The sequence below is a fragment of the Geodermatophilus sp. SYSU D01105 genome, from assembly GCF_054050095.1.
Genome location: NZ_JBJGYR010000023.1, coordinates 1 through 17,969, shown reverse-complemented (window position 1 = coordinate 17,969; position 17,969 = coordinate 1). Strand labels below are relative to the sequence as shown.

At 74.0% G+C, this 17,969-nt stretch carries 17 protein-coding genes and 3 tRNA genes; 13 read left to right on the top strand and 7 right to left on the bottom strand.

Annotated elements, in window-relative coordinates:
* Positions 1 to 71 precede the first annotated feature (71 nt).
* Positions 72 to 401, bottom strand: coding sequence for a putative quinol monooxygenase (locus tag ACI79I_RS19790; protein ID WP_456946414.1), 330 nt, complete (start codon positions 399 to 401; stop codon positions 72 to 74).
* An 84-nt stretch (positions 402 to 485) separates the two neighbouring features.
* Positions 486 to 863, bottom strand: coding sequence for a VOC family protein (locus ACI79I_RS19785; protein ID WP_456994022.1), 378 nt, complete (start codon positions 861 to 863; stop codon positions 486 to 488).
* 52 nt (positions 864 to 915) lie between these two features.
* Between ACI79I_RS19785 and ACI79I_RS19780 the strand changes: the two genes are divergently transcribed.
* The 10 genes from ACI79I_RS19780 (at position 916) to ACI79I_RS19735 (ending at position 9,363) form a co-directional block, all read left to right on the top strand.
* Positions 916 to 1,728 carry a fumarylacetoacetate hydrolase family protein gene (locus ACI79I_RS19780; protein WP_456994021.1) on the top strand — a complete coding sequence of 271 codons (813 nt, stop codon included), beginning with the start codon at positions 916 to 918 and terminating at the stop codon, positions 1,726 to 1,728.
* The gene (gene gltX, locus ACI79I_RS19775) at positions 1,725 to 3,212 is read left to right on the top strand and encodes a glutamate--tRNA ligase (RefSeq protein WP_456994020.1); all 1,488 of its coding nucleotides are present in this window, start codon (positions 1,725 to 1,727) and stop codon (positions 3,210 to 3,212) included. The genes ACI79I_RS19780 and gltX overlap by 4 nt, the downstream gene beginning before the upstream one ends.
* Positions 3,213 to 3,223: 11 nt before the next feature.
* Complete coding sequence (locus tag ACI79I_RS19770) at positions 3,224 to 4,480, top strand: CPBP family glutamic-type intramembrane protease (protein WP_456994019.1); 1,257 nt, start codon at positions 3,224 to 3,226, stop codon at positions 4,478 to 4,480.
* A tRNA-Gln gene (locus ACI79I_RS19765) sits at positions 4,466 to 4,537 on the top strand. The genes ACI79I_RS19770 and ACI79I_RS19765 overlap by 15 nt, the downstream gene beginning before the upstream one ends.
* Before the next feature lie 49 nt (positions 4,538 to 4,586).
* A tRNA-Glu gene (locus ACI79I_RS19760) sits at positions 4,587 to 4,659 on the top strand.
* Between the two features lie 116 nt (positions 4,660 to 4,775).
* Positions 4,776 to 4,848: transfer RNA gene (locus ACI79I_RS19755), tRNA-Glu, on the top strand.
* A gap of 138 nt (positions 4,849 to 4,986) precedes the next feature.
* Positions 4,987 to 6,087 carry a galactose-1-phosphate uridylyltransferase gene (gene galT / locus ACI79I_RS19750; protein WP_456994018.1) on the top strand — a complete coding sequence of 367 codons (1,101 nt, stop codon included), beginning with the start codon at positions 4,987 to 4,989 and terminating at the stop codon, positions 6,085 to 6,087.
* A 79-nt stretch (positions 6,088 to 6,166) separates the two neighbouring features.
* Positions 6,167 to 7,336: a galactokinase gene (gene galK / locus ACI79I_RS19745; protein ID WP_456994017.1), complete on the top strand. Its 1,170-nt coding sequence runs from the start codon at positions 6,167 to 6,169 to the stop codon at positions 7,334 to 7,336.
* Between the two features lie 39 nt (positions 7,337 to 7,375).
* Positions 7,376 to 9,058: a sodium:solute symporter family protein gene (locus ACI79I_RS19740; protein ID WP_456994016.1), complete on the top strand. Its 1,683-nt coding sequence runs from the start codon at positions 7,376 to 7,378 to the stop codon at positions 9,056 to 9,058.
* A gap of 26 nt (positions 9,059 to 9,084) precedes the next feature.
* Positions 9,085 to 9,363, top strand: coding sequence for a hypothetical protein (locus ACI79I_RS19735; RefSeq protein WP_456994015.1), 279 nt, complete (start codon positions 9,085 to 9,087; stop codon positions 9,361 to 9,363).
* Here the strand turns inward: ACI79I_RS19735 and ACI79I_RS19730 are convergent, their stop codons facing one another.
* Positions 9,364 to 10,476: a sulfite oxidase gene (locus ACI79I_RS19730; protein ID WP_456994013.1), complete on the bottom strand. Its 1,113-nt coding sequence runs from the start codon at positions 10,474 to 10,476 to the stop codon at positions 9,364 to 9,366.
* Between the two features lie 42 nt (positions 10,477 to 10,518).
* Positions 10,519 to 11,196, bottom strand: coding sequence for an IclR family transcriptional regulator (locus ACI79I_RS19725; protein WP_456946404.1), 678 nt, complete (start codon positions 11,194 to 11,196; stop codon positions 10,519 to 10,521).
* Between the two features lie 99 nt (positions 11,197 to 11,295).
* Here ACI79I_RS19725 and leuC point away from each other — a divergent pair, with 99 nt between their 5' ends.
* Positions 11,296 to 12,726: a 3-isopropylmalate dehydratase large subunit gene (gene leuC, locus ACI79I_RS19720; protein ID WP_456994012.1), complete on the top strand. Its 1,431-nt coding sequence runs from the start codon at positions 11,296 to 11,298 to the stop codon at positions 12,724 to 12,726.
* 5 nt (positions 12,727 to 12,731) lie between these two features.
* Positions 12,732 to 13,337 (top strand): 3-isopropylmalate dehydratase small subunit, encoded by a 606-nt coding sequence (leuD, locus tag ACI79I_RS19715; RefSeq protein WP_456994011.1) that lies wholly within the window; start codon positions 12,732 to 12,734, stop codon positions 13,335 to 13,337.
* Between the two features lie 101 nt (positions 13,338 to 13,438).
* On the opposite strand, the gene ACI79I_RS19710 is transcribed toward leuD, so the two are convergent.
* The 3 genes from ACI79I_RS19710 to cofC are packed head-to-tail and all read right to left on the bottom strand — an operon-like array spanning position 13,439 to position 17,113.
* Positions 13,439 to 14,356 carry an NUDIX hydrolase gene (locus ACI79I_RS19710; RefSeq protein ID WP_456994010.1) on the bottom strand — a complete coding sequence of 306 codons (918 nt, stop codon included), beginning with the start codon at positions 14,354 to 14,356 and terminating at the stop codon, positions 13,439 to 13,441.
* Positions 14,356 to 16,425, bottom strand: a complete 2,070-nt coding sequence (locus ACI79I_RS19705) for an RNA degradosome polyphosphate kinase (protein ID WP_456994009.1) — start codon at positions 16,423 to 16,425, stop codon at positions 14,356 to 14,358. The genes ACI79I_RS19710 and ACI79I_RS19705 overlap by 1 nt, the downstream gene beginning before the upstream one ends.
* Before the next feature lie 40 nt (positions 16,426 to 16,465).
* The gene (cofC, locus tag ACI79I_RS19700; protein ID WP_456994008.1) at positions 16,466 to 17,113 is read right to left on the bottom strand and encodes a 2-phospho-L-lactate guanylyltransferase; all 648 of its coding nucleotides are present in this window, start codon (positions 17,111 to 17,113) and stop codon (positions 16,466 to 16,468) included.
* Positions 17,114 to 17,253: 140 nt separating this feature from the next.
* Between cofC and ACI79I_RS19695 the strand changes: the two genes are divergently transcribed.
* Positions 17,254 to 17,969: lysophospholipid acyltransferase family protein (locus ACI79I_RS19695; protein ID WP_456994007.1), on the top strand; the 716-nt coding region annotated here is incomplete at its 3' end.

The window sequence follows — 17,969 nt, the reverse complement described above, 5'->3', positions numbered from 1 at the left end:
CCGAGCGTCCTCCCGGACCGTGGCGGTGGGGGAGGACGCGTCGGGACCGGGTCACCTGGTCGTGGCGCTGCCTACGACCGGGGCGTGACCTCGCCCATCGGGCCGAAGCCGCTGACGTCCGGGGTGTCGATGTAGATGATCTGCGGCTGCTCCGCGACCAGGTCCGACATCCAGTCGAAGGCGGCCTTGGCGTGCGGGGTGGCCACGTGCGAGGCGCCGGCCTCGGAGTCCCGGAAGCCCTCGATGCAGACGAAGGTGTTCGGGTCCAGCACGCTGCGGGACCACTCGAAGAACAGGCTGCCCTCCTCGGCGTTCACCGCCGCGGCGTACTCGTCGGCCTTGGCCCGGAACTCGTCGATCCGGTCGGGCCGGACGGGGAACTTGATGACGATCAGGATCATGATCTCCTCCTTGGTCGGTCCGGGTGGGCTCCACGGAGCCGGCGGTCGGCTCCTGGTCGCGGTGTCGTCCGGAGGACGACGATGTCAGAGCGGGTCGAGGCGGCGGCGCAGCAGGCAGAACGGGTTGCCCTCGGGGTCGGCCAGGACGTGCCACCCCTCGTCGCCGGTCTGGCCGACGTCGGCCCGCGTGGCCCCGAGGGCCAGCAGCCGCTCCAGCTCGGCGTCCTGGTCCCGGTCGGTGGCGTTGACGTCGATGTGCAGCCGCGGCTTGCCCGGGCTCGGGTCGGCGACCCGGCCGAAGACCAGGGTCGGCGCCGGACCGCCGAACCCCGCCTCCGGGCCGATCTCCACCTCGTCCCGGTCCCGGGAGAGCACGCGGTACCCCAGGACCTCCGCCCACCACGCGGCCAGCGCCTCGGGGTCGCGGCAGTCGACGACGATCTCGCTGAGCCGGCACGCCATGGTCCGACCGTAGGGCTGTGGCGCCCTCGGCGCGGGTCAGTAGCCTCGGTGCGTGCGCATCGTCCGTTTCGCCTCGCCCTCCGGCATGTCCTTCGGTGTCCTCGACGGTGACGGCCAGGTCGCCCAGATCGAGGGACACCCCTTCGGCACCATCTCCTTCACCGGCCAGCGGTTCGCGCAGGCCGACGTCCGGCTGCTCTCGCCGATCCTGCCGAGCAAGGTCGTCTGCGTCGGGAAGAACTACGCCGCGCACGTCGAGGAGATGAAGACCGGCGACGCGCCCAAGGAACCGCTGCTGTTCCTCAAGCCGTCGACGTCGGTCATCGGCCCCGGGGACGCCATCCGCATCCCGCCGGGCAGCACCAACGTGCACCACGAGGCCGAGCTCGCCGTCGTCATCGGCGCCCGCGGCGCCCGGCACGTGAGCCCCGAGCAGGCGCTGTCGAGCGTCTTCGGCTACACGATCGGCAACGACGTCACCGAGCGGGACATGCAGCGCAGCGACGGGCAGTGGACCCGCGCCAAGGGCTTCGACTCCTTCTGCCCGCTGGGCCCCTGGATCGAGACCGACCTGGGGGCGCTGGGCAAGGACCCCGCCGACCTCGAGGTCACCTGCACCGTGGACGGCGAGCTGCGCCAGTCCGGCCGCACCAGCCAGCTGCTCTTCGACACCCCGACGCTGATCTCCTACATCTCGCAGGTCATGACCCTGCTGCCCGGCGACGTGGTGCTCACCGGCACGCCGTCCGGCGTCGGGCCGATCCGCCCCGGGCAGCACGTCGAGGTCACCATCGAGGGGCTGGGGACGCTGGCCAACACGGTCTCCGGCGCCGACACCACCTCCACGGCCGGCGGCGCCCGGTGACCGCTCCGGGGGCCGGAGTCCGCACCCGCTTCTGCCCGTCGCCGACGGGCACGGTCCACGTCGGCCTGCTCCGGACGGCGCTGTTCAACTGGGCGCACGCCCGGCACACCGGTGGCACGTTCGTCTTCCGCATCGAGGACACCGACGCCGCCCGGGACTCCGAGGAGTCCTACCGGCACCTGCTCGACAGCCTCCGCTGGCTGGGCCTGGACTGGGACGAGGGCCCGGAGGTCGGCGGTCCGCACGGTCCCTACCGGCAGTCGGAGCGGCACGAGGTCTACCGGGAGGTCGCCGCCAAGCTGCTGGCCGCCGGCCACGCCTACGAGTCGTTCTCCACCAACGAGGAGGTCGAGGCCCGCCGGCTGGCCGCCGGGCAGGACCCCAAGCTCGGCTACGACAACGCCGACCGCTTCCTCACCGAGGCGCAGAAGGCGGCCTTCCGGGACGAGGGCCGCCAGCCGGTGCTGCGCCTGCGGATGCCCGAGGAGGACCTCGTCTGGACCGACCTGGTCCGCGGCGAGGTGCGCTTCGCGGCCGGGTCGGTCCCCGACTTCGTCCTGGTCCGCGGCAACGGCGTCCCGCTGTACCCGTTCGTGAACCCCGTGGACGACGCGCTCATGGAGGTCACCGACGTGCTGCGCGGTGAGGACCTGCTGCCCTCCACGCCCCGGCAGCTGGCCCTCTACGCGGCGCTCACCGACATCGGGGTGGCGCGGTACACCCCGCGCTTCGGCCACCTGCCCTACGTGACGGGGGAGGGGAACAAGAAGCTGTCCAAGCGCGACCCGCAGTCCAACGTCGACGTCTACCGGGAGCGCGGCTTCGTCCCCGAGGGGTTCGCCAACTACCTGGCGCTGCTGGGCTGGTCGATCGCCGAGGACCGGGACATCTTCTCCATGGCGGAGATGGTCGAGGCCTTCGACGTCACGCGGGTCAGCGCCAACCCCGCCCGCTTCGACCTGAAGAAGGCCGAGGCGATCAACGCCACGCACCTGCGGGCGCTGCCGGTCGAGGAGTTCGTCGCCCGCGTCGTGCCCTTCCTGGCCGGCGCCGGCCTGGTCAGCGACCCGCCGACGGCCGAGCAGGAGCGGGTGCTGACCGCGATCGCGCCGCTGGCCCAGGAGCGCGTGGTGGTGCTCTCCGAGGCCGTCGACCTGCTGCGGTTCCTGTTCGTGGAGGACGTCGCGATCGACCCGGCCGCCGCCGCCAAGCAGCTGGCCGGCCCCGAGGCGGCCGAGGTGCTCGACGCCGCGGCGACCGCGCTGCGGGAGCTGCCCACCTGGGCCACCGGTGACATCGAGGCGGCGCTCAAGACCGCCCTCGTCGACGGCCTGGGCCGCAAGCCGCGCCAGGCCTTCGGGCCGGTGCGGGTGGCGGTCAGCGGCCGCACCGTGTCCCCACCGCTGTACGAGTCGATCGAGCTGCTCGGCCGGGACCGCACGCTGGCCCGCCTGGCCGCTGCCCGGGCGTCGGTCCCCGGCTGATCGGCGATGCCGTGACCGTGCCGCCGGGCTGGCTCCCGGGCCCGCCGGGACCCGCGGACGACGAGCCCTACACCGGGCCGCCGCCGACCGGGCCCTACGGGGCCCCGCCGTTCGTCCCGGGGGCGGTCCACGGGGTCCACTCGCTGCCGGCCACCGGCGCCGCGGCGGGCCCCGTGCCGTGGCCGCTGGGACCGGTGCCGCTGCAGCCGGGACCGCACACCGCCCCGCCGGGACTCCCGCCCGGCGTGCGCTGGGCGCCGCCGCCGGGCACGCCGCCGCACGACGTGCCGGTGCCGTACCTGCAGGCGATGCGCTCGCGGGACTGGCGCTGGTGGCGGCCGCTGCTCGGGCTGCTGCTGGTCGTCGTGGTCTACACCGTGGCGGCCACCGTGGTGCTGCTGGCGGCGCTGGTCACCGGGGCGTTCCCCGACCTGCAGCTGCTGGACCTGGTCGACCCCGGCGTCCTGCTGATCACCAACCTGTCGCTGATAGTGGCGATCCCGATCGTCTGGCTGGCGTGGGTCGCGGCGCACGGGATGCGACCGGGCTGGTCGTCGTCGGTCGTGGGACGGCTGCGAAGGCGGCTGTTCCTGCCCTTCACGCTGCTGTCCCTGCCCACGCTCGGTGCGGGGATCCTGCTCAGCGTCCTGCTCGGGTTCCTCACCGGGGCCGGCGAGGTGACCGGCCCGGTGGCGTCCTACGGCTGGCTGCTGGTGGTCGTGGTGCTCACCACGCCGCTGCAGTCGGCGGCCGAGGAGTACGTCTTCCGCGGCTACCTCAGCCAGGCGATCGCCGGGTGGATCCGCGGGCCCCGCGCGGGGGCGCTCACCGCCGCCGTCGTGACCGCCGCGCTGTTCTCCGCGGCGCACGCGCCGCCGGACTTCTGGACCTTCCTCGACCGGTTCGCCTTCGGCCTGGCCGCCTCCGCCGTCGTGTGGCTGACCGGCGGGCTGGAGGCGGCGATCGTCCTCCACGCGGTCAACAACGTGCTGGTCTTCCTGCTGGCCGGGGGGCTCGGCGAGGGCGTCACCACCGAGGCGGTGCCGGCGGGGACGGGGCTGGTCGTCGTCGCCGTCGACCTGCTGGCGATGGCCGGCTACGTCGTCCTCGTGGCCCGTGCCCGGGGGCGGCTGCGGCCCGAGACGCTCACCCCGGCGCTGGACCTGCGACCACCGTCACCCCGGGGGGTGGCGAACCCGCCGCAGAGCGTCGGGTATGGTGGTGGTCAGCGCCGCGAGGTGCAGCACGACCCTTGGGGTATGGGGTAATTGGCAGCCCGACGGATTCTGGCTCCGTTAGTCTAGGTTCGAGTCCTGGTACCCCAGCGAGGAAGCTGTTCTGTCCTGGGAGCAGCGTTCCTCTGCACCACCGCACGGCCCCGTCGTCTAGCGGCCCAGGACGCCGCCCTCTCACGGCGGTAGCGAGGGTTCGAATCCCTTCGGGGCTACAGCAGGGGAGACCCCCTGGCCACCCGGCCAGGGGGTCTCTCCCGTTCCGGGGCGGGTGCGCTCGTGGGGCCGGTGCGCGGCCCCGGTCGGGGGCATGGCAGGATGGTGCGCGCACGGCCCCGTCGTCTAGCGGCCCAGGACGCCGCCCTCTCACGGCGGTAGCGAGGGTTCGAATCCCTTCGGGGCTACAGCAGGGGAGAGCCCCCGGCCACACCGGCCGGGGGCTCTCGCCGTCCGGGGGCCGGGTGGCCGCCCGACCAGGCGCGGGACTAGCGTCTGGGCGCCGCTCACGGTCGGTGACGGGCGGTGGGGAGGCGGGAGTGCACGTGATCCGGACGAGTCGTCGGCTGGCCGACGGCCGGGAGATCCTCTACTTCGACGCAGGCTCTCCGGCCCCGGAACGGACGGCGCAGGACCCCCGCGACCTCCCGCCGGTCAGCACCCACTCGCAGCTGCGGTGGGACCCGCTGCTCGGTGAGTGGGTGGTCCTGGCCTCGCACCGGCAGACGCGGACCTTCCTCCCGCCGGCCGACCTGTGCCCGCTGTGCCCGACCCGGCCCGACCGCGAGCCCACCGAGGTCCCCGAGGCCGACTACCAGGTCGTCGTCTTCGAGAACCGCTTCCCGTCGCTGGCGACCGCGGTCGAGCGCGACGTCCCCCCGACGGCTCCCGGTGCGCCGCTGACCGAGCTGCGCCCGGGCTTCGGCCGGTGCGAGGTCGTGGTGTTCACCAGCGACCACGACCGCTCCTTCGCCACCCTCGGCGCCGAGCGCGCCCGCCTGGTGGTCGACGTGTGGGCCGAGCGCACCGCGGAACTGTCCGCCATCGAGGGCGTGGAGCAGGTCTTCGTCTTCGAGAACTCCGGCGAGGAGATCGGGGTGACCCTCTCGCACCCGCACGGGCAGATCTACGCCTACCCGTTCGTGACCCCCCGGGTGGAGAAGGTGCTGGCCTCGGTCGAGCGGCACCGGGCGGACACCGGCGGGGACCTGTTCGCCGACCTCCTCACCGCCGAGCGCAGCGGCCCGCGCGTGGTCGCGGCCAACGACCACTGGACGGCGTTCGTGCCGGCCGCGGCCCGCTGGCCCTACGAGCTGCAGCTGTTCCCGCACCGGCGGGTCCCCGACCTCCCCGCGCTCACCGACGAGGAGCGCGACGCGCTGGCGGAGGTCTACCTCGACGTCCTCGGCCGGTTCGCCCACCGGTTCGACACCCCGATGCCCTACATCGCCTCGTGGAACCAGGCGCCGGTGGGCCGCGGCCGCGAGGACTGGTGGCTGCACCTGCAGCTGTTCTCGCTGCGCCGGGCGCCCGGCAAGCTCAAGTACCTGGCCGGCTCGGAGTCCGGGATGGGCGCGTTCATCAGCGACACCACGCCGGAGGACGTCGCCGAGCAGCTGCGGAACGTGCGGGTGACGGGCGAGTGAGCATCGCAGGGAGCGCCAGCGAGCGAGGAGCGGAGCGAGTCCGGAACCGGACCATCGGAGACGTGCGGGTGACGGGCGAGTGAGCGTCGCAGGCAGCGCCGTCGAGCGAGCCCGGAAGGCCTTCGCGGAGGCGTTCGGCGGGGAGCCCGAGGGGGTGTGGGCCGCGCCGGGCCGGGTCAACGTGATCGGCGAGCACACCGACTACAACGACGGCTTCGTGCTGCCGGTGGCCCTGCCGCACACCACCCGCGCCGCCGTCAGCCGCCGCGACGACGGCCTGGTCGCCCTCGTCTCGGCGCAGCACCCGGGCGACCGCGTCGAGGTGCCCGTCGCGGAGCTCGCGCCGGGCCGCCCGGGCGGCTGGGCCGGCTACCCGGCGGGGGTCGTCGACGCGCTGCGGGACCGGGTGCCCGGCGGGGTGAGCGTGCTGGTCGACGGCGACGTCCCGGCGGGCATGGGCCTGTCGTCGTCCGCCGCCCTGTCGTGCTCGGTCGCCCTGGCGCTGCGCGACCTGACCGCACCCGACCTCGCCGTCGCCGACCTGGTCGACGTCGCCCGGCGGGCCGAGAACGACTTCGTCGGTGCGCCGACGGGGATCCTCGACCAGTCCGCGTCGCTGCTGTGCACCGCGGGCCACGCGCTCTTCCTGGACACCCGGGACCGCAGCTCCGAGCAGGTCCCCCTCGACCTCGCGGCCGCCGGCCTGGAGCTGCTCGTCGTCGACACCAGGACGACGCACGACCACGCCACCGGCGGCTACGGGGACCGCCGCCGGGAGTGCGAGCAGGCCGCCGAGCGGCTCGGGGTGGCCGCGCTGCGCGACGTCCCGGACGTCGCCGCCCTCGCCGCCCTGGACGACGGCACGCCCGAGGGAGCGGTCCTGCTGCGGCGCGCCCGGCACATCGTCACCGAGAACGCCCGGGTCCTCGACGTCGTCGCGCTCCTGCGCGGGACCGAGGGTCCGGGGGCGATCGGGCCGGTGCTCACCGCGGGGCACGCGTCCCTGCGCGACGACTTCCAGATCTCCACGGTGGAGCTCGACACCTGCGTGGCCACCGCGCTGGAGGCCGGCGCGCTCGGGGCCCGCATGGTGGGCGGCGGTTTCGGCGGCAGCGCCATCGTGCTCGTCGATGCCGCGCTGACCAGCGATGTCGCGACGACGATCACGGGTCGATTCGCGCAGGAGGGGTACAGCCCGCCGCGGACCTTCGCTGTCGTGCCGTCTCCGGGGGCCCACCGGCTCGCCTGAGCCCGTCCCACCCGACCCGAGACCGGAGGTCAGCCCGCCGTGGACGCCCTACGCCTCGATGCGAACTTCGTCGACTACCTGCTGGTGGTCGTCTACTTCGCCGTCGTCCTGCTCATCGGCTTCGCGGCCCGCCGCCGCGTCTCCGACAGCCTGGACTTCTTCCTCTCCGGGCGCTCCCTGCCGGCGTGGGTGACCGGGCTGGCGTTCATCTCGGCGAACCTCGGCGCGGTCGAGATCATCGGGATGTCGGCCAACGGCGCGCAGTACGGCATGCCGACGATGCACTACTTCTGGGTCGGCGCGGTGCCCGCCATGCTCTTCCTGGGCGTGGTGATGATGCCCTTCTACTACGGGTCGAAGGTGCGCAGCGTCCCGGAGTTCATGCGCCGGCGGTTCGGCACCGGCGCCCACCTGGTGAACGCGCTGTCCTTCGCGCTGGCCCAGGTGCTCATCGCCGGCATCAACCTGTTCCTGCTGGCGACCATCGTCGAGTCGCTGCTGGGCTGGCCGTTGTGGCTCTCGCTGATCGTGGCCGCCGCTGTGGTGCTCAGCTACATCACCCTCGGCGGGCTGTCGGCGGCCATCTACAACGAGGTCCTGCAGTTCTTCGTCATCGTGGCCGCGCTGCTGCCGGTCACCCTCATCGGCCTGCACCGGGTCGGCGGGATCGGCGGCCTCATCGACCGGGTCACCGCGGCCGGGGACGAGGAGCAGCTGCGGTCCTGGCCCGGCACCGAGCTGTCGACCTTCGAGAACCCGGTGTGGTCGGTCGTCGGGATCGTGTTCGGCCTGGGCTTCGTGCTCTCGTTCGGCTACTGGACGACGAACTTCGTCGAGGTGCAGCGCGCCATGGCGACCAAGTCGATGTCCGCGGCCCGGAGCACGCCGATCATCGGCTCGTTCCCGAAGATGTTCGTGCCGTTCATCGTGGTCGTCCCGGGCATCATCGCCGGCATCCTGGTGCCGGAGATCCAGCAGCTCAAGGCCGGTCAGGACAGCAGCCTGCAGTACAACGACGCGATGCTCGGGCTGATCCGGGACGTGCTGCCCAACGGCCTGCTCGGCGTCGCGATCGCCGGCCTGCTGGCCGCGTTCATGGCCGGTATGGCGGCCAACATCTCCGCCTTCAACACCGTCTTCAGCTACGACCTGTGGCAGCAGTACGTGAAGAAGGACCGGCCCGACGGGTACTACCTGCGGGTCGGCCGGTGGGCCACGGTCGGCGCGACGGTGGTCGCCATCGGGACGGCGCTGATCGCGTCGGGCTACAGCAACCTGATGGACTACCTGCAGACGCTGTTCGGCTTCTTCAACGCGCCGCTGTTCGCCACCTTCATCCTCGGCATGTTCTGGAAGCGGATGACGCCGACCGCGGGCTGGGCCGGTCTGGTGTCCGGCACGCTCGGCGCCGTCCTCGTGGCCGTGCTCAGCGAGGACGCGCTGGGCGCGGCATCGGTCGGCGTGATCCCGCTCAGCGGCCAGGGCGCCAGCTTCGTTGCTGCCAGCGCCGCCTTCGTCGTCGACATCGTGGTCAGCGTCGCCGTCACGATGGTCACCGCGCCGAAGCCGGTGGCCGAGCTGGCCGGCCTCGTGTACTCCGAGACCCCGCGCGAGCAGCGGACCGACCCGGAGGCGCACCGGCTGCCCTGGTACCAGTCGCCGACCAAGCTGGCGGGGATCTCGCTGGTCATGGTCGTCGTCCTCAACGTCGTCTTCCGATGAGCGCCGCACCCGCAGAGGAGCCGCACGTGAGCAGCACCGGACAGCAGCCCGAGAAGCACCGGGCCGGCGCCTTCGACGTCCGCAACGTCATCGCCGGCCTGATCGGGTTCTACGGCGTCGTCCTGGTCCTCATGGGCCTGTTCGCCAACGACGAGGCCGAACGGGCCAAGACCGGCGACTTCAACGCCAACCTGTGGGTCGGCATCGCGATGCTGGTCTTCGCCGCCGCCTTCGGGCTGTGGTCGCGGCTGCGCCCGGTCGTCGTGGAGGAGCACCCCGCCGACGACGACCGGCCGGTGCACTGATCAGGACCCGTCGAGCACCGTCACCGGCACCCGCTGCACCAGGTTGTTGGCCATGCCCTGCCGGTTCCACGGTTGCTCGGTGGGCTGCGCGCCGACCGCGTCGCTGGCGCGGACGACGAACTCGTAGCGGCCCGGCTCGGCGGTCCACGGCAGGACCCAGGCCCGCCAGGCGAACGGGTGCGCCGGGTCCGGGGGCGCCAGGTCGGCCTCGACCCAGCTGCGCCCGCCGTCCGGGCTGACCTCCACGGAGGTCACCGGCGCCCGGCCCGACCAGGCCCGCCCGGTCAGCGTCACCGGCCCGGGGCGGCAGAAGCGCTCGCGGGTCATGAAGTCCGGGAAGCCGGGGGGTGTCATCAGCGCCCGCGGGGCGATCCGGGTCACGGGCTCGCCGGCGTCGTCCGCGTCGACCTTGAGCCGGTAGGCCGTGGCGTTCTGGAACCCGTCGAAGGGACGGTCGAGGACCTCGATGCGGGTCAGCCACTTGACCTGCGCCATGCCGTACCAGCCGGGGACCAGCAGCCGCAGGGGAGCGCCGTGCTGGGACGGCAGCGGCGCCCCGTTCATCGCCCACACGAGCAGCACGTCGGGGCGGCACGCCTCGGCCAGCGACAGGCCCCGCGTGTAGTCCTGCTCGACGCCGCGCTCGAGGCCGTGGTCGGCGCCGGTGAAGGCCACGTCGACGGCGGCGGGGGAGGGACCGGCCTCCTCGAGCAGCGGCGCCAGCGGGGTGCCGGTCCACTCGGCCGAGCCGACCGCCTCCAGCAGCCACGGCTGGCTGACCGGCCGGGGCTCGAGCCGGGCGCGCCCGTTGCCGGCGCACTCCAGCAGCACGCGGGCGGTGACGGCCGGCCGGCTCCGCAGCGCGTCGAGGTCGAGCCGCAGCGGCCGCTCGACCGCCCCGCCGACCTCCAGCCGCCACCCGGCGGGGTCGACCGCGGGGATGTCGTAGTGGGTGAGCACGTAGTGCAGGCCGGGTGGCGTGACGTCGTAGCGCAGCGCCTCCAGCGGCATCCCGTGGTTGCGGGTGGCCAGGGCCAGCTCGTCCAGGCCGATGCCCTCCCCGGGCTCGGCGATGCGGAAGCGGCCGCGGGTGGACACGTCGGTCAGGCTCATGACAGGTGTGTACGCCCGCCCGTCCTGCCGGGGAAGGGTCGTTCAGCGTGCGGCGCGGGAGATGGCGCCGGCCGCCTCCAGCACGGCGCCGACCACCTCGGGGGAGGGGCGGCGGCCCAGCCGCTCCACCGGACCGGAGATGGAGACCGCGCCCAGCACCCCGCCCGCGGCGTCGCGCACCGGTGCCGACAGCGACGCCACGCCGGGCTCGCGCTCGGCGATGCTGTGCGCCCAGCCCCGCCGGCGGACGTCGAGCAGCGTGCGGGCGGTGAAGCTCGCCGCCGGCAGCAGCGGGGTGACCTCGTCGGCCGGGGCGAAGGCCAGCAGCGCGTGGGCGGCCGAGCCGGCGGTCATGGGCAGCCGCGCCCCCACGGGGACGGTGTCGCGCAGCCCCGAGGAGCGCTCGGCGGCGGCCAGGCAGACGCGGGTGGCGCCGTCGCGCACGTAGAACTGGGCGCTCTCACCGCTGGCGTCCCGCAGCGTGGCCAGGTGCCGTCCGGCGATCTCGGCGAGGTCGGCGGTGCCGCGGCCCAGCTCGGCCAGGCCGGGGCCGGGCGCCCACGCCCCGGCGGTCGTGCGGCGGACCAGGCGGTGACCCTCCAGCGCCACCGCCAGCCGGTGCGCCGTGGCGCGCGGTAGGCCGGTGCGCTCGACCAGCTCGGCGAGGGTCGCCGGCTCCGCGGCGACGGCGCGGAGGATGGCCACTGCTTTGTCCAGCACGGCGACGGGGTTAGGCTGTCCCACACAGCAATACTCGCATCCCACATCATGGGATGGCCAGCAGGCCGCAGTGAGATCCGCACCCAGGAGGGACCAGCCGTGCCGAAGACCCTGGCGGAGAAGGTCTACGACGCCCACGTCGTGCGCAGCGCCGCGGGCGAGCCGGACCTGCTCTTCATCGACCTGCACCTCGTCCACGAGGTGACCAGCCCCCAGGCCTTCGACGGCCTCCGGGCGGCCGGGCGCACCGTGCGCCGTCCGGACCTCACGATGGCCACCGAGGACCACAACGTCCCGACGCTGGACATCCTGGCGCCGATCGCCGACCCGATCAGCCGCGCGCAGGTCGAGGCGCTGCGCCGCAACGCGGCCGAGTTCGGCATCCGGCTGGCCCCGATGGGCGACCGCGACCAGGGCATCGTGCACGTCATCGGCCCGCAGCTGGGGCTGACCCAGCCGGGCATGACGATCGTCTGCGGCGACAGCCACACCTCCACCCACGGGGCGTTCGGCGCGCTGGCCTTCGGCATCGGCACCAGCGAGGTCGAGCACGTGCTGGCCACGCAGACCCTGCCGCAGTACCGGCCCAAGCAGATGGCGGTCACCGTCGACGGCGAGCTGCCCCCAGGCGTCTCGGCCAAGGACGTCATCCTCGCCGTCATCGCCGAGATCGGCACCGGCGGTGGCCAGGGCCACGTCATCGAGTACCGCGGCAGCGCCATCGAGAAGCTCTCGATGGAGGCCCGCATGACGATCTGCAACATGTCGATCGAGGCCGGGGCCAAAGCCGGGCTGATCGCCCCCGACCAGACGACGTTCGACTTCCTCCGGGGCAGGCCGCACGCCCCGCAGGGCGCCGACTGGGACGCCGCCGTCGAGTACTGGTCGACGCTGCGGACCGACGAGGACGCCGTCTTCGACCGCGAGGTGCGCATCGACGCCTCGACGCTGACGCCGTTCGTCACCTGGGGGACCAACCCGGGCCAGGGGCTGCCCATCTCGGAGCGGGTGCCCGACCCGTCGGACTTCGCCGACGAGAACGACCGGCGCGACGTCGAGGGGGCGCTGGCCTACATGGGCCTGACCCCGGGCACCCCGCTGCGGGAGATCGAGGTCGACACCGTCTTCCTCGGGTCCTGCACGAACGGCCGGATCGAGGACCTGCGCGTCGCCGCCGAGCTGCTGCGCGGCAAGAGGATCGACCCGGACACCCGGATGCTCGTCGTCCCGGGGTCGGTCGCGGTCAAGGCGCAGGCCGAGGCCGAGGGGCTGGACCAGGTCTTCCTCGAGGCCGGCGCCGAGTGGCGGGGTGCGGGCTGCTCGATGTGCCTGGGCATGAACCCCGACCAGCTCAAGCCGGGGGAGCGCTCGGCCTCCACGAGCAACCGGAACTTCCAGGGGCGACAGGGCAAGGGCGGCCGCACCCACCTGGTCAGCCCGGCCGTCGCCGCGGCCACCGCGCTCACCGGCCACCTGACCGCCCCGGCCGACCTGGCCGACGCCGACGTCCCTGCTACGGCTGGAGTCTGACCCCGATGGAAGCCTTCACCACCCACACCGGCACGGCGGCCCCGCTGCGGCGGACCAACGTCGACACCGACCAGATCATCCCGGCCGAGTACCTCAAGCGGATCACCCGCACCGGGTTCGAGGACGGCCTGTTCGTCGCCTGGCGCACCAACGAGCCGGACTTCGTGCTCAACAAGCCCGAGTACGCGGACGCCTCGATCCTGGTCGCCGGGCCGGACTTCGGCACCGGCTCGTCCCGCGAGCACGCCGTCTGGGCGCTCATGGACGGCGGGTTCCGCGCGGTGATCAGCTCCCGGTTCGCCGACATCTTCCGCAACAACTCGACCAAGGCCGGGCTGCTCACCGTGCTGCTGCCGCAGGCCGACGTCGAGGCGCTGTGGAAGGCGATCGAGGCCGACCCGACCACCGAGGTGACCGTGGACCTCCAGGCGAAGGAGGTCCGCTACGCGGGCGTCACCGTGCCCTTCGAGATCGACGACTACACCCGATGGCGGCTGCTGGAGGGGCTCGACGACGTCGGCCTGACCGAGCGGCACGTGGCCGACATCGAGGCCTACGAGGCGGCCCGCAAGCCCTGGCTGCCGAAGGCGCTGCCCGCCCTCCCCGCCTGAGGGAGGACCCCGTCCTCCCCACCGCTCGCCCGCTCGCGGCGGTGCCCTGGACGGGGCCGGAGGGGCGGGGACGCACACGGCGTCCTCGCCCCCCTCGCGTCTCAGCGGGGGGCGGCGTCGTCGGGGTCGGGGTCGAAGTGGCGGTAGTAGTCGGCCGCCAGCGCCCCCGGCCGGCCGGCCAGGGCCCACACGCTGCCCTTCGCCGCCGGCGGGTGCAGCCGCCCGGCCACCCCGGCCCAGCGGACGCCCAGGCTCAGCAGGACCGACGGGATGGCCCCGCCCTGGCTGCAGACGACGGTCACCCCCGGCTCCTCGCGCGGCTCCAGCAGCCGCTCGACGACGGTGAGGCCCGCCTCCGGGTCGGCGCTGAACTCGACCTCCCCGAGCTCCGGGCAGTCCTCCACCGGGAGCCCGAGCCGATCGGCCAGCGGTTGCACGGTCTCCCGGCAGCGGGTGCGCCGCGCGGTCAGCACCGCGGTCGGGGCGAACAGCGGCAGCACCTCGGCCAGCCGCGCGGCCTGCCGGCGGCCCTTGGCGTCCAGCGGCCGCAGGTCGTCGGGGCCGTCCCACTCCGACTTGTCCCCGGCCCGGCCGTGCCGCACCAGCAGCAGGGTCGGCTCCCGGGGGACGTCGGTGCGCGCGAGGTCGGCCAGGACCGCGCGGTCGGCGTCGTGGCTCACCTGCTCGGCGGCGTCGTCCAGGGACAGCCAGCGCAGGTCGTCGACCTCGGAGTTGGGCGTGAACTCCCCGCCCACCACCCGCATGAGCCAGTAGTCGACGCGCTTGACGCCCTCGGCGACCTCGTACTCGGTGCGCACGCTCCGCCGCCCCGCGACGACGGCCAGTCCCGTCTCCTCGACGGCCTCCCGGACCGCGGCGGTCAGCGTGTGCTCCCCGGGGTCGAGCTTGCCCTTGGGCAGCGACCAGTCGTCGTACTTGGGCCGGTGCACCACCGCCGTCTCGACGCCCCCGTCAGAGGCCGGCCGCCACAGCGCCCCGCCCGCGGCCCGGACGACCATCAGGCGGTGCCGTTCGCGTGCTCGGCGACCATCGCCATGAGCCCCGCCTGGTAGTCCCGTCCCTCCCGGCGGGTCCAGGTGGCGTCGGGCCCCAGCTCCCAGCAGCGGACGTCCTCGGCCATGGCCCGGTCGAAGACGTCCTCCAGGGTGCGGTGCGCCTGCTCGTCGCAGACCTGCAGCAGCACCTCCACCCGCCGGTCGAGGTTGCGGTGCATGAGGTCGGCGCTGCCGATCCACCACTCGCCCTCGCCCGCGTTGCGGAAGTGCATCACCCGCGAGTGCTCGAGGAAGCGGCCGACGATCGAGCGCACCCGCACGTTCTCGGACAGGCCCGGGACGCCGGGCCGCAGCGAGCAGATGCCGCGGATGAACAGCTCCACCGGGACGCCCGCCGCCGAGGCCTCGTACAGCGCGTCGATGACCTGCTCGTCGACCAGCGAGTTCACCTTGATCCGGATGCCGGCCGGCCGGCCCTCGCGGGCGTGCCGGGCCTCGCGGCGGATCTTCTCCACCAGCCCGGCGCGGACCCCGTGCGGCGCCACCATCAGCCGGCGGTAGGTCGTCTGCCGCGAGTAGCCGGTGAGGGTGTTGAACAGGTCGGTGAGGTCGGCGCCCACCCGCGGGTCGGCGGTCAGGATGCCCAGGTCCTCGTAGAGGCGGGCGGTCTTCGGGTTGTAGTTGCCCGTGCCGATGTGGCAGTAGCGGCGGATGACGCTGCCCTCGCGGCGTACCACCAGCGCCGTCTTGCAGTGCGTCTTCAGCCCGACCAGGCCGTAGACGACGTGGCAGCCGGCGCGCTCCAGCGAGCGGGCCCAGCTGATGTTGGCCTCCTCGTCGAAGCGCGCCTTGATCTCCACGAGGACGACGACCTGCTTGCCCGCCTCGGCCGCGTCGATGAGGGCGTTCACGATCGGGGAGTCGCCGGAGGTGCGGTAGAGCGTCTGCTTGATCGCCAGCACGTTCGGATCTGCGGCGGCCTGCTCGATGAAGCGCTGCACGCTGGTCGCGAACGACTGGTACGGGTGGTGGACGAGCACGTCGCCCTCCCGCAGCGTGGCGAACACGCTCTTGGGCGTCTCCCCCTCCGACAGCCGGGGGTGGGTGGCCGGCACGAACGGCTCGTCCTTGAGCTCCGGCCGGTCGAGGTCGACCAGCGCCCACAGCGCGGCGAGGTCGAGCAGGCCGGGCACCTGGACGACGTCCTCCTTGTCGACCTCCAGCTCGTTGATCAGGACCTGCAGGATCCGGGGGTCCATCGACTCGGCGACCTCGAGGCGCACCGCGGGGCCGAAGCGGCGCCGGGCCAGCTCGCGCTCCAGGGCCTGCAGCAGGTCCTCGTCGCGGTCCTCCTCCACCTCCAGGTCGGCGTTGCGGGTGACGCGGAACAGGTGGTGGTCGAGCACGTCGAGGCCGGGGAACAGCTGCGGCAGGTGGGCGGCGATGAGGTCCTCGAGGGGCAGGAAGGTCGCCTCGGAGTCGGGCGCGCCCACCGGGATGAACCGCGGGACGTTGTTGGGCACCTTGAGCCGGGCGAACCGCGGCGCCCCGGTGTCGGGGTCGCGCACCGAGACGGCGAGGTTGAGCGAGAGCCCGCTGATGTAGGGGAACGGGTGGGCCGGGTCGACGGCCAGCGGGGTGAGCACCGGGAAGACCTGGTCGCGGAAGTACTCGCGCAGCCGCTTGGCCTCGACGTCGGCCAGGTCGTCCCAGTGCACGATGCGGATCCCGGCGTCCTCCAGGCGCGGGGTGATGTCCTTGGTGAACACGTCGCCGTGCCGGTGCACCAGCTCGCGGGTCCGCTCGGTCACCCGCGCCAGCTGCTCGCGGATGGTCAGCCCGTCGGGGGAGCGGACGGTGAGCCCGGTGCTCTGGCGGCGCTTCAGGCCGGCGATCCGCACCATGTAGAACTCGTCGAGGTTGCTGGCGAAGATCGCGAGGAACTTCACCCGCTCCAGGAGCGGCAGGGAGTCGTCCTCGGCCAGCTCGAGGACGCGGGCGTTGAAGTCCAGCCAGGACAGCTCGCGGTTGATGTACCGCTCGGACGGGACGCCGGATCGGGTGGAGGGCACGCGGTCATCGTGCCGCAGCAAGGTGAACGGCGGGCAACGCTCAGGGGCGTTCGAGGGTCCCCGCCAGCAGGGCGCCGGTGTGCTCGCCCACACCGAGGGCCACGGCCGCGGCCAGGTCGGCGGCGGTGTCGACGTCCCGGGCCAGCCCCGGCCAGCTCCCGGTGAGCTCCACCGCGCCGCCGGCGCGGTGCCGCCCGGCCGACCCGGCCCCGAACGCGGGGGCGAGGTCGGCGCCGGCGGCGGTGAGCAGCGTCGTCCCGGTGCCCTGCGCGTCGGCGACGAAGCAGCGCGGCGCCGTCCCGGCCGCGGTCAGCGCGGCGGTCAGCTCGTCGGGCCGCAGCGCCGGGAGGTCGGAGGACAGCGCCGCGACCGTGCGGCTGCCGGCGGCGCGGGCGCCGTGGGCGAGCGCGGGGTTCAGGCCGCGGTCGGGCTCGTCGGGCACGGTCCGGGCGCCCAGCGCGGTGACCGCGGCGGCTGCCCGCGGCTCGTCGGTGACCACCAGGACCTCGGCGACCGCGGCCGAGGCGAGCGCGGCCGACACGGTGTCGGCCAGCAGGGCCAGCACCAGCTCGGCGTGGGCGGAGCCCGGCGGGCCGCCGAGGGAGTCGGTCAGCGGGGTCAGCCGGGTCTTGGCCACGGCGAGCCGTTTCGCCGGGACGACGACCGACCACCCTGACACGGGTCCCATGTGACCACACCGGCCGCGGGAGGGGGCGCTCCGCCCGCGCCGGGGACCCCGTGCAGCGGGGGGACCGGACCAGGCCCGATCATGGGCGCAGATCAATCCCGCGGCGGCAGGCCGCGGGAGCGGCAGGAGGGAGGGCGCCGGTGACCCAGGACCGGTCCCCGGGGATCGCGCGCCGACCGGGAGGTCCGCCGTCGCGGTGGCGGACGCGCGGGCGGATCCCGCCGGCGCTCGCGCTGTGCGTCGCCGTGGTGTACCCGCTGGTCTCCCTGCTGTTCCGGATGCGCTACCGGCACGCCGAGCGGTTCCCGCGCACCGGGCCGGTCATCGTGGTGGCCAACCACGTCTCGGTCCTCGACCCGCTGGCCTGCGCGCGGCTGGTCTGGGACTGCGGCCGCGTCCCGCACTTCCTGGCCAAGGCCTCGGTGTTCACCGGCGTGGTCGGGCGCATCCTGCACAGCGCCGGCCAGATCCCGGTGGCGCGCGGCTCGGCCGACGCCCGCGCCTCGCTGACCGCCGCGGAGGCCGACCTCGCCCGCGGCAACGTCGTCGTCATCTACCCGGAGGGCTCGGTCACCCGCGACCCCGACTGGTGGCCGATGGAGGCGCGCACCGGCGTGGCCCGGCTGGCGCTGACCACCGACGCGGTCGTGCTGCCGGTGGCCCAGTGGGGGCCGCAGCGGCTGCACGACTACCACGCCAAGAAGCTCCACCTGCGGCTGCGGGTGCCGGCCGACTACCTGGTCGGCGAACCGCTGGACCTCGCGGTGGGGGGGGGGGCGGGCCGCCCCGGCCGGGCGCCGCGCGCCGCCCCGCAGCGCGAGCTCTCACCACCCCACAATTACGCCGTACGGCTCCA

Excerpts from the sequence above, each read along its gene's own strand:
- ACI79I_RS19730 (WP_456994013.1), bottom strand. The coding sequence starts at position 10,476 with ATGAGCCTGACCGACGTGTCCACCCGCGGCCGCTTCCGCATCGCCGAG.
- ACI79I_RS19710 (WP_456994010.1), bottom strand. The coding sequence starts at position 14,356 with ATGGTCGTCCGGGCCGCGGGCGGGGCGCTGTGGCGGCCGGCCTCTGAC.
- ACI79I_RS19785 (WP_456994022.1), bottom strand. The coding sequence starts at position 863 with ATGGCGTGCCGGCTCAGCGAGATCGTCGTCGACTGCCGCGACCCCGAG.
- ACI79I_RS19790 (WP_456946414.1), bottom strand. The coding sequence starts at position 401 with ATGATCCTGATCGTCATCAAGTTCCCCGTCCGGCCCGACCGGATCGAC.
- cofC (WP_456994008.1), bottom strand. The coding sequence starts at position 17,113 with ATGGGACCCGTGTCAGGGTGGTCGGTCGTCGTCCCGGCGAAACGGCTC.
- leuD (WP_456994011.1), top strand. The coding sequence starts at position 12,732 with ATGGAAGCCTTCACCACCCACACCGGCACGGCGGCCCCGCTGCGGCGG.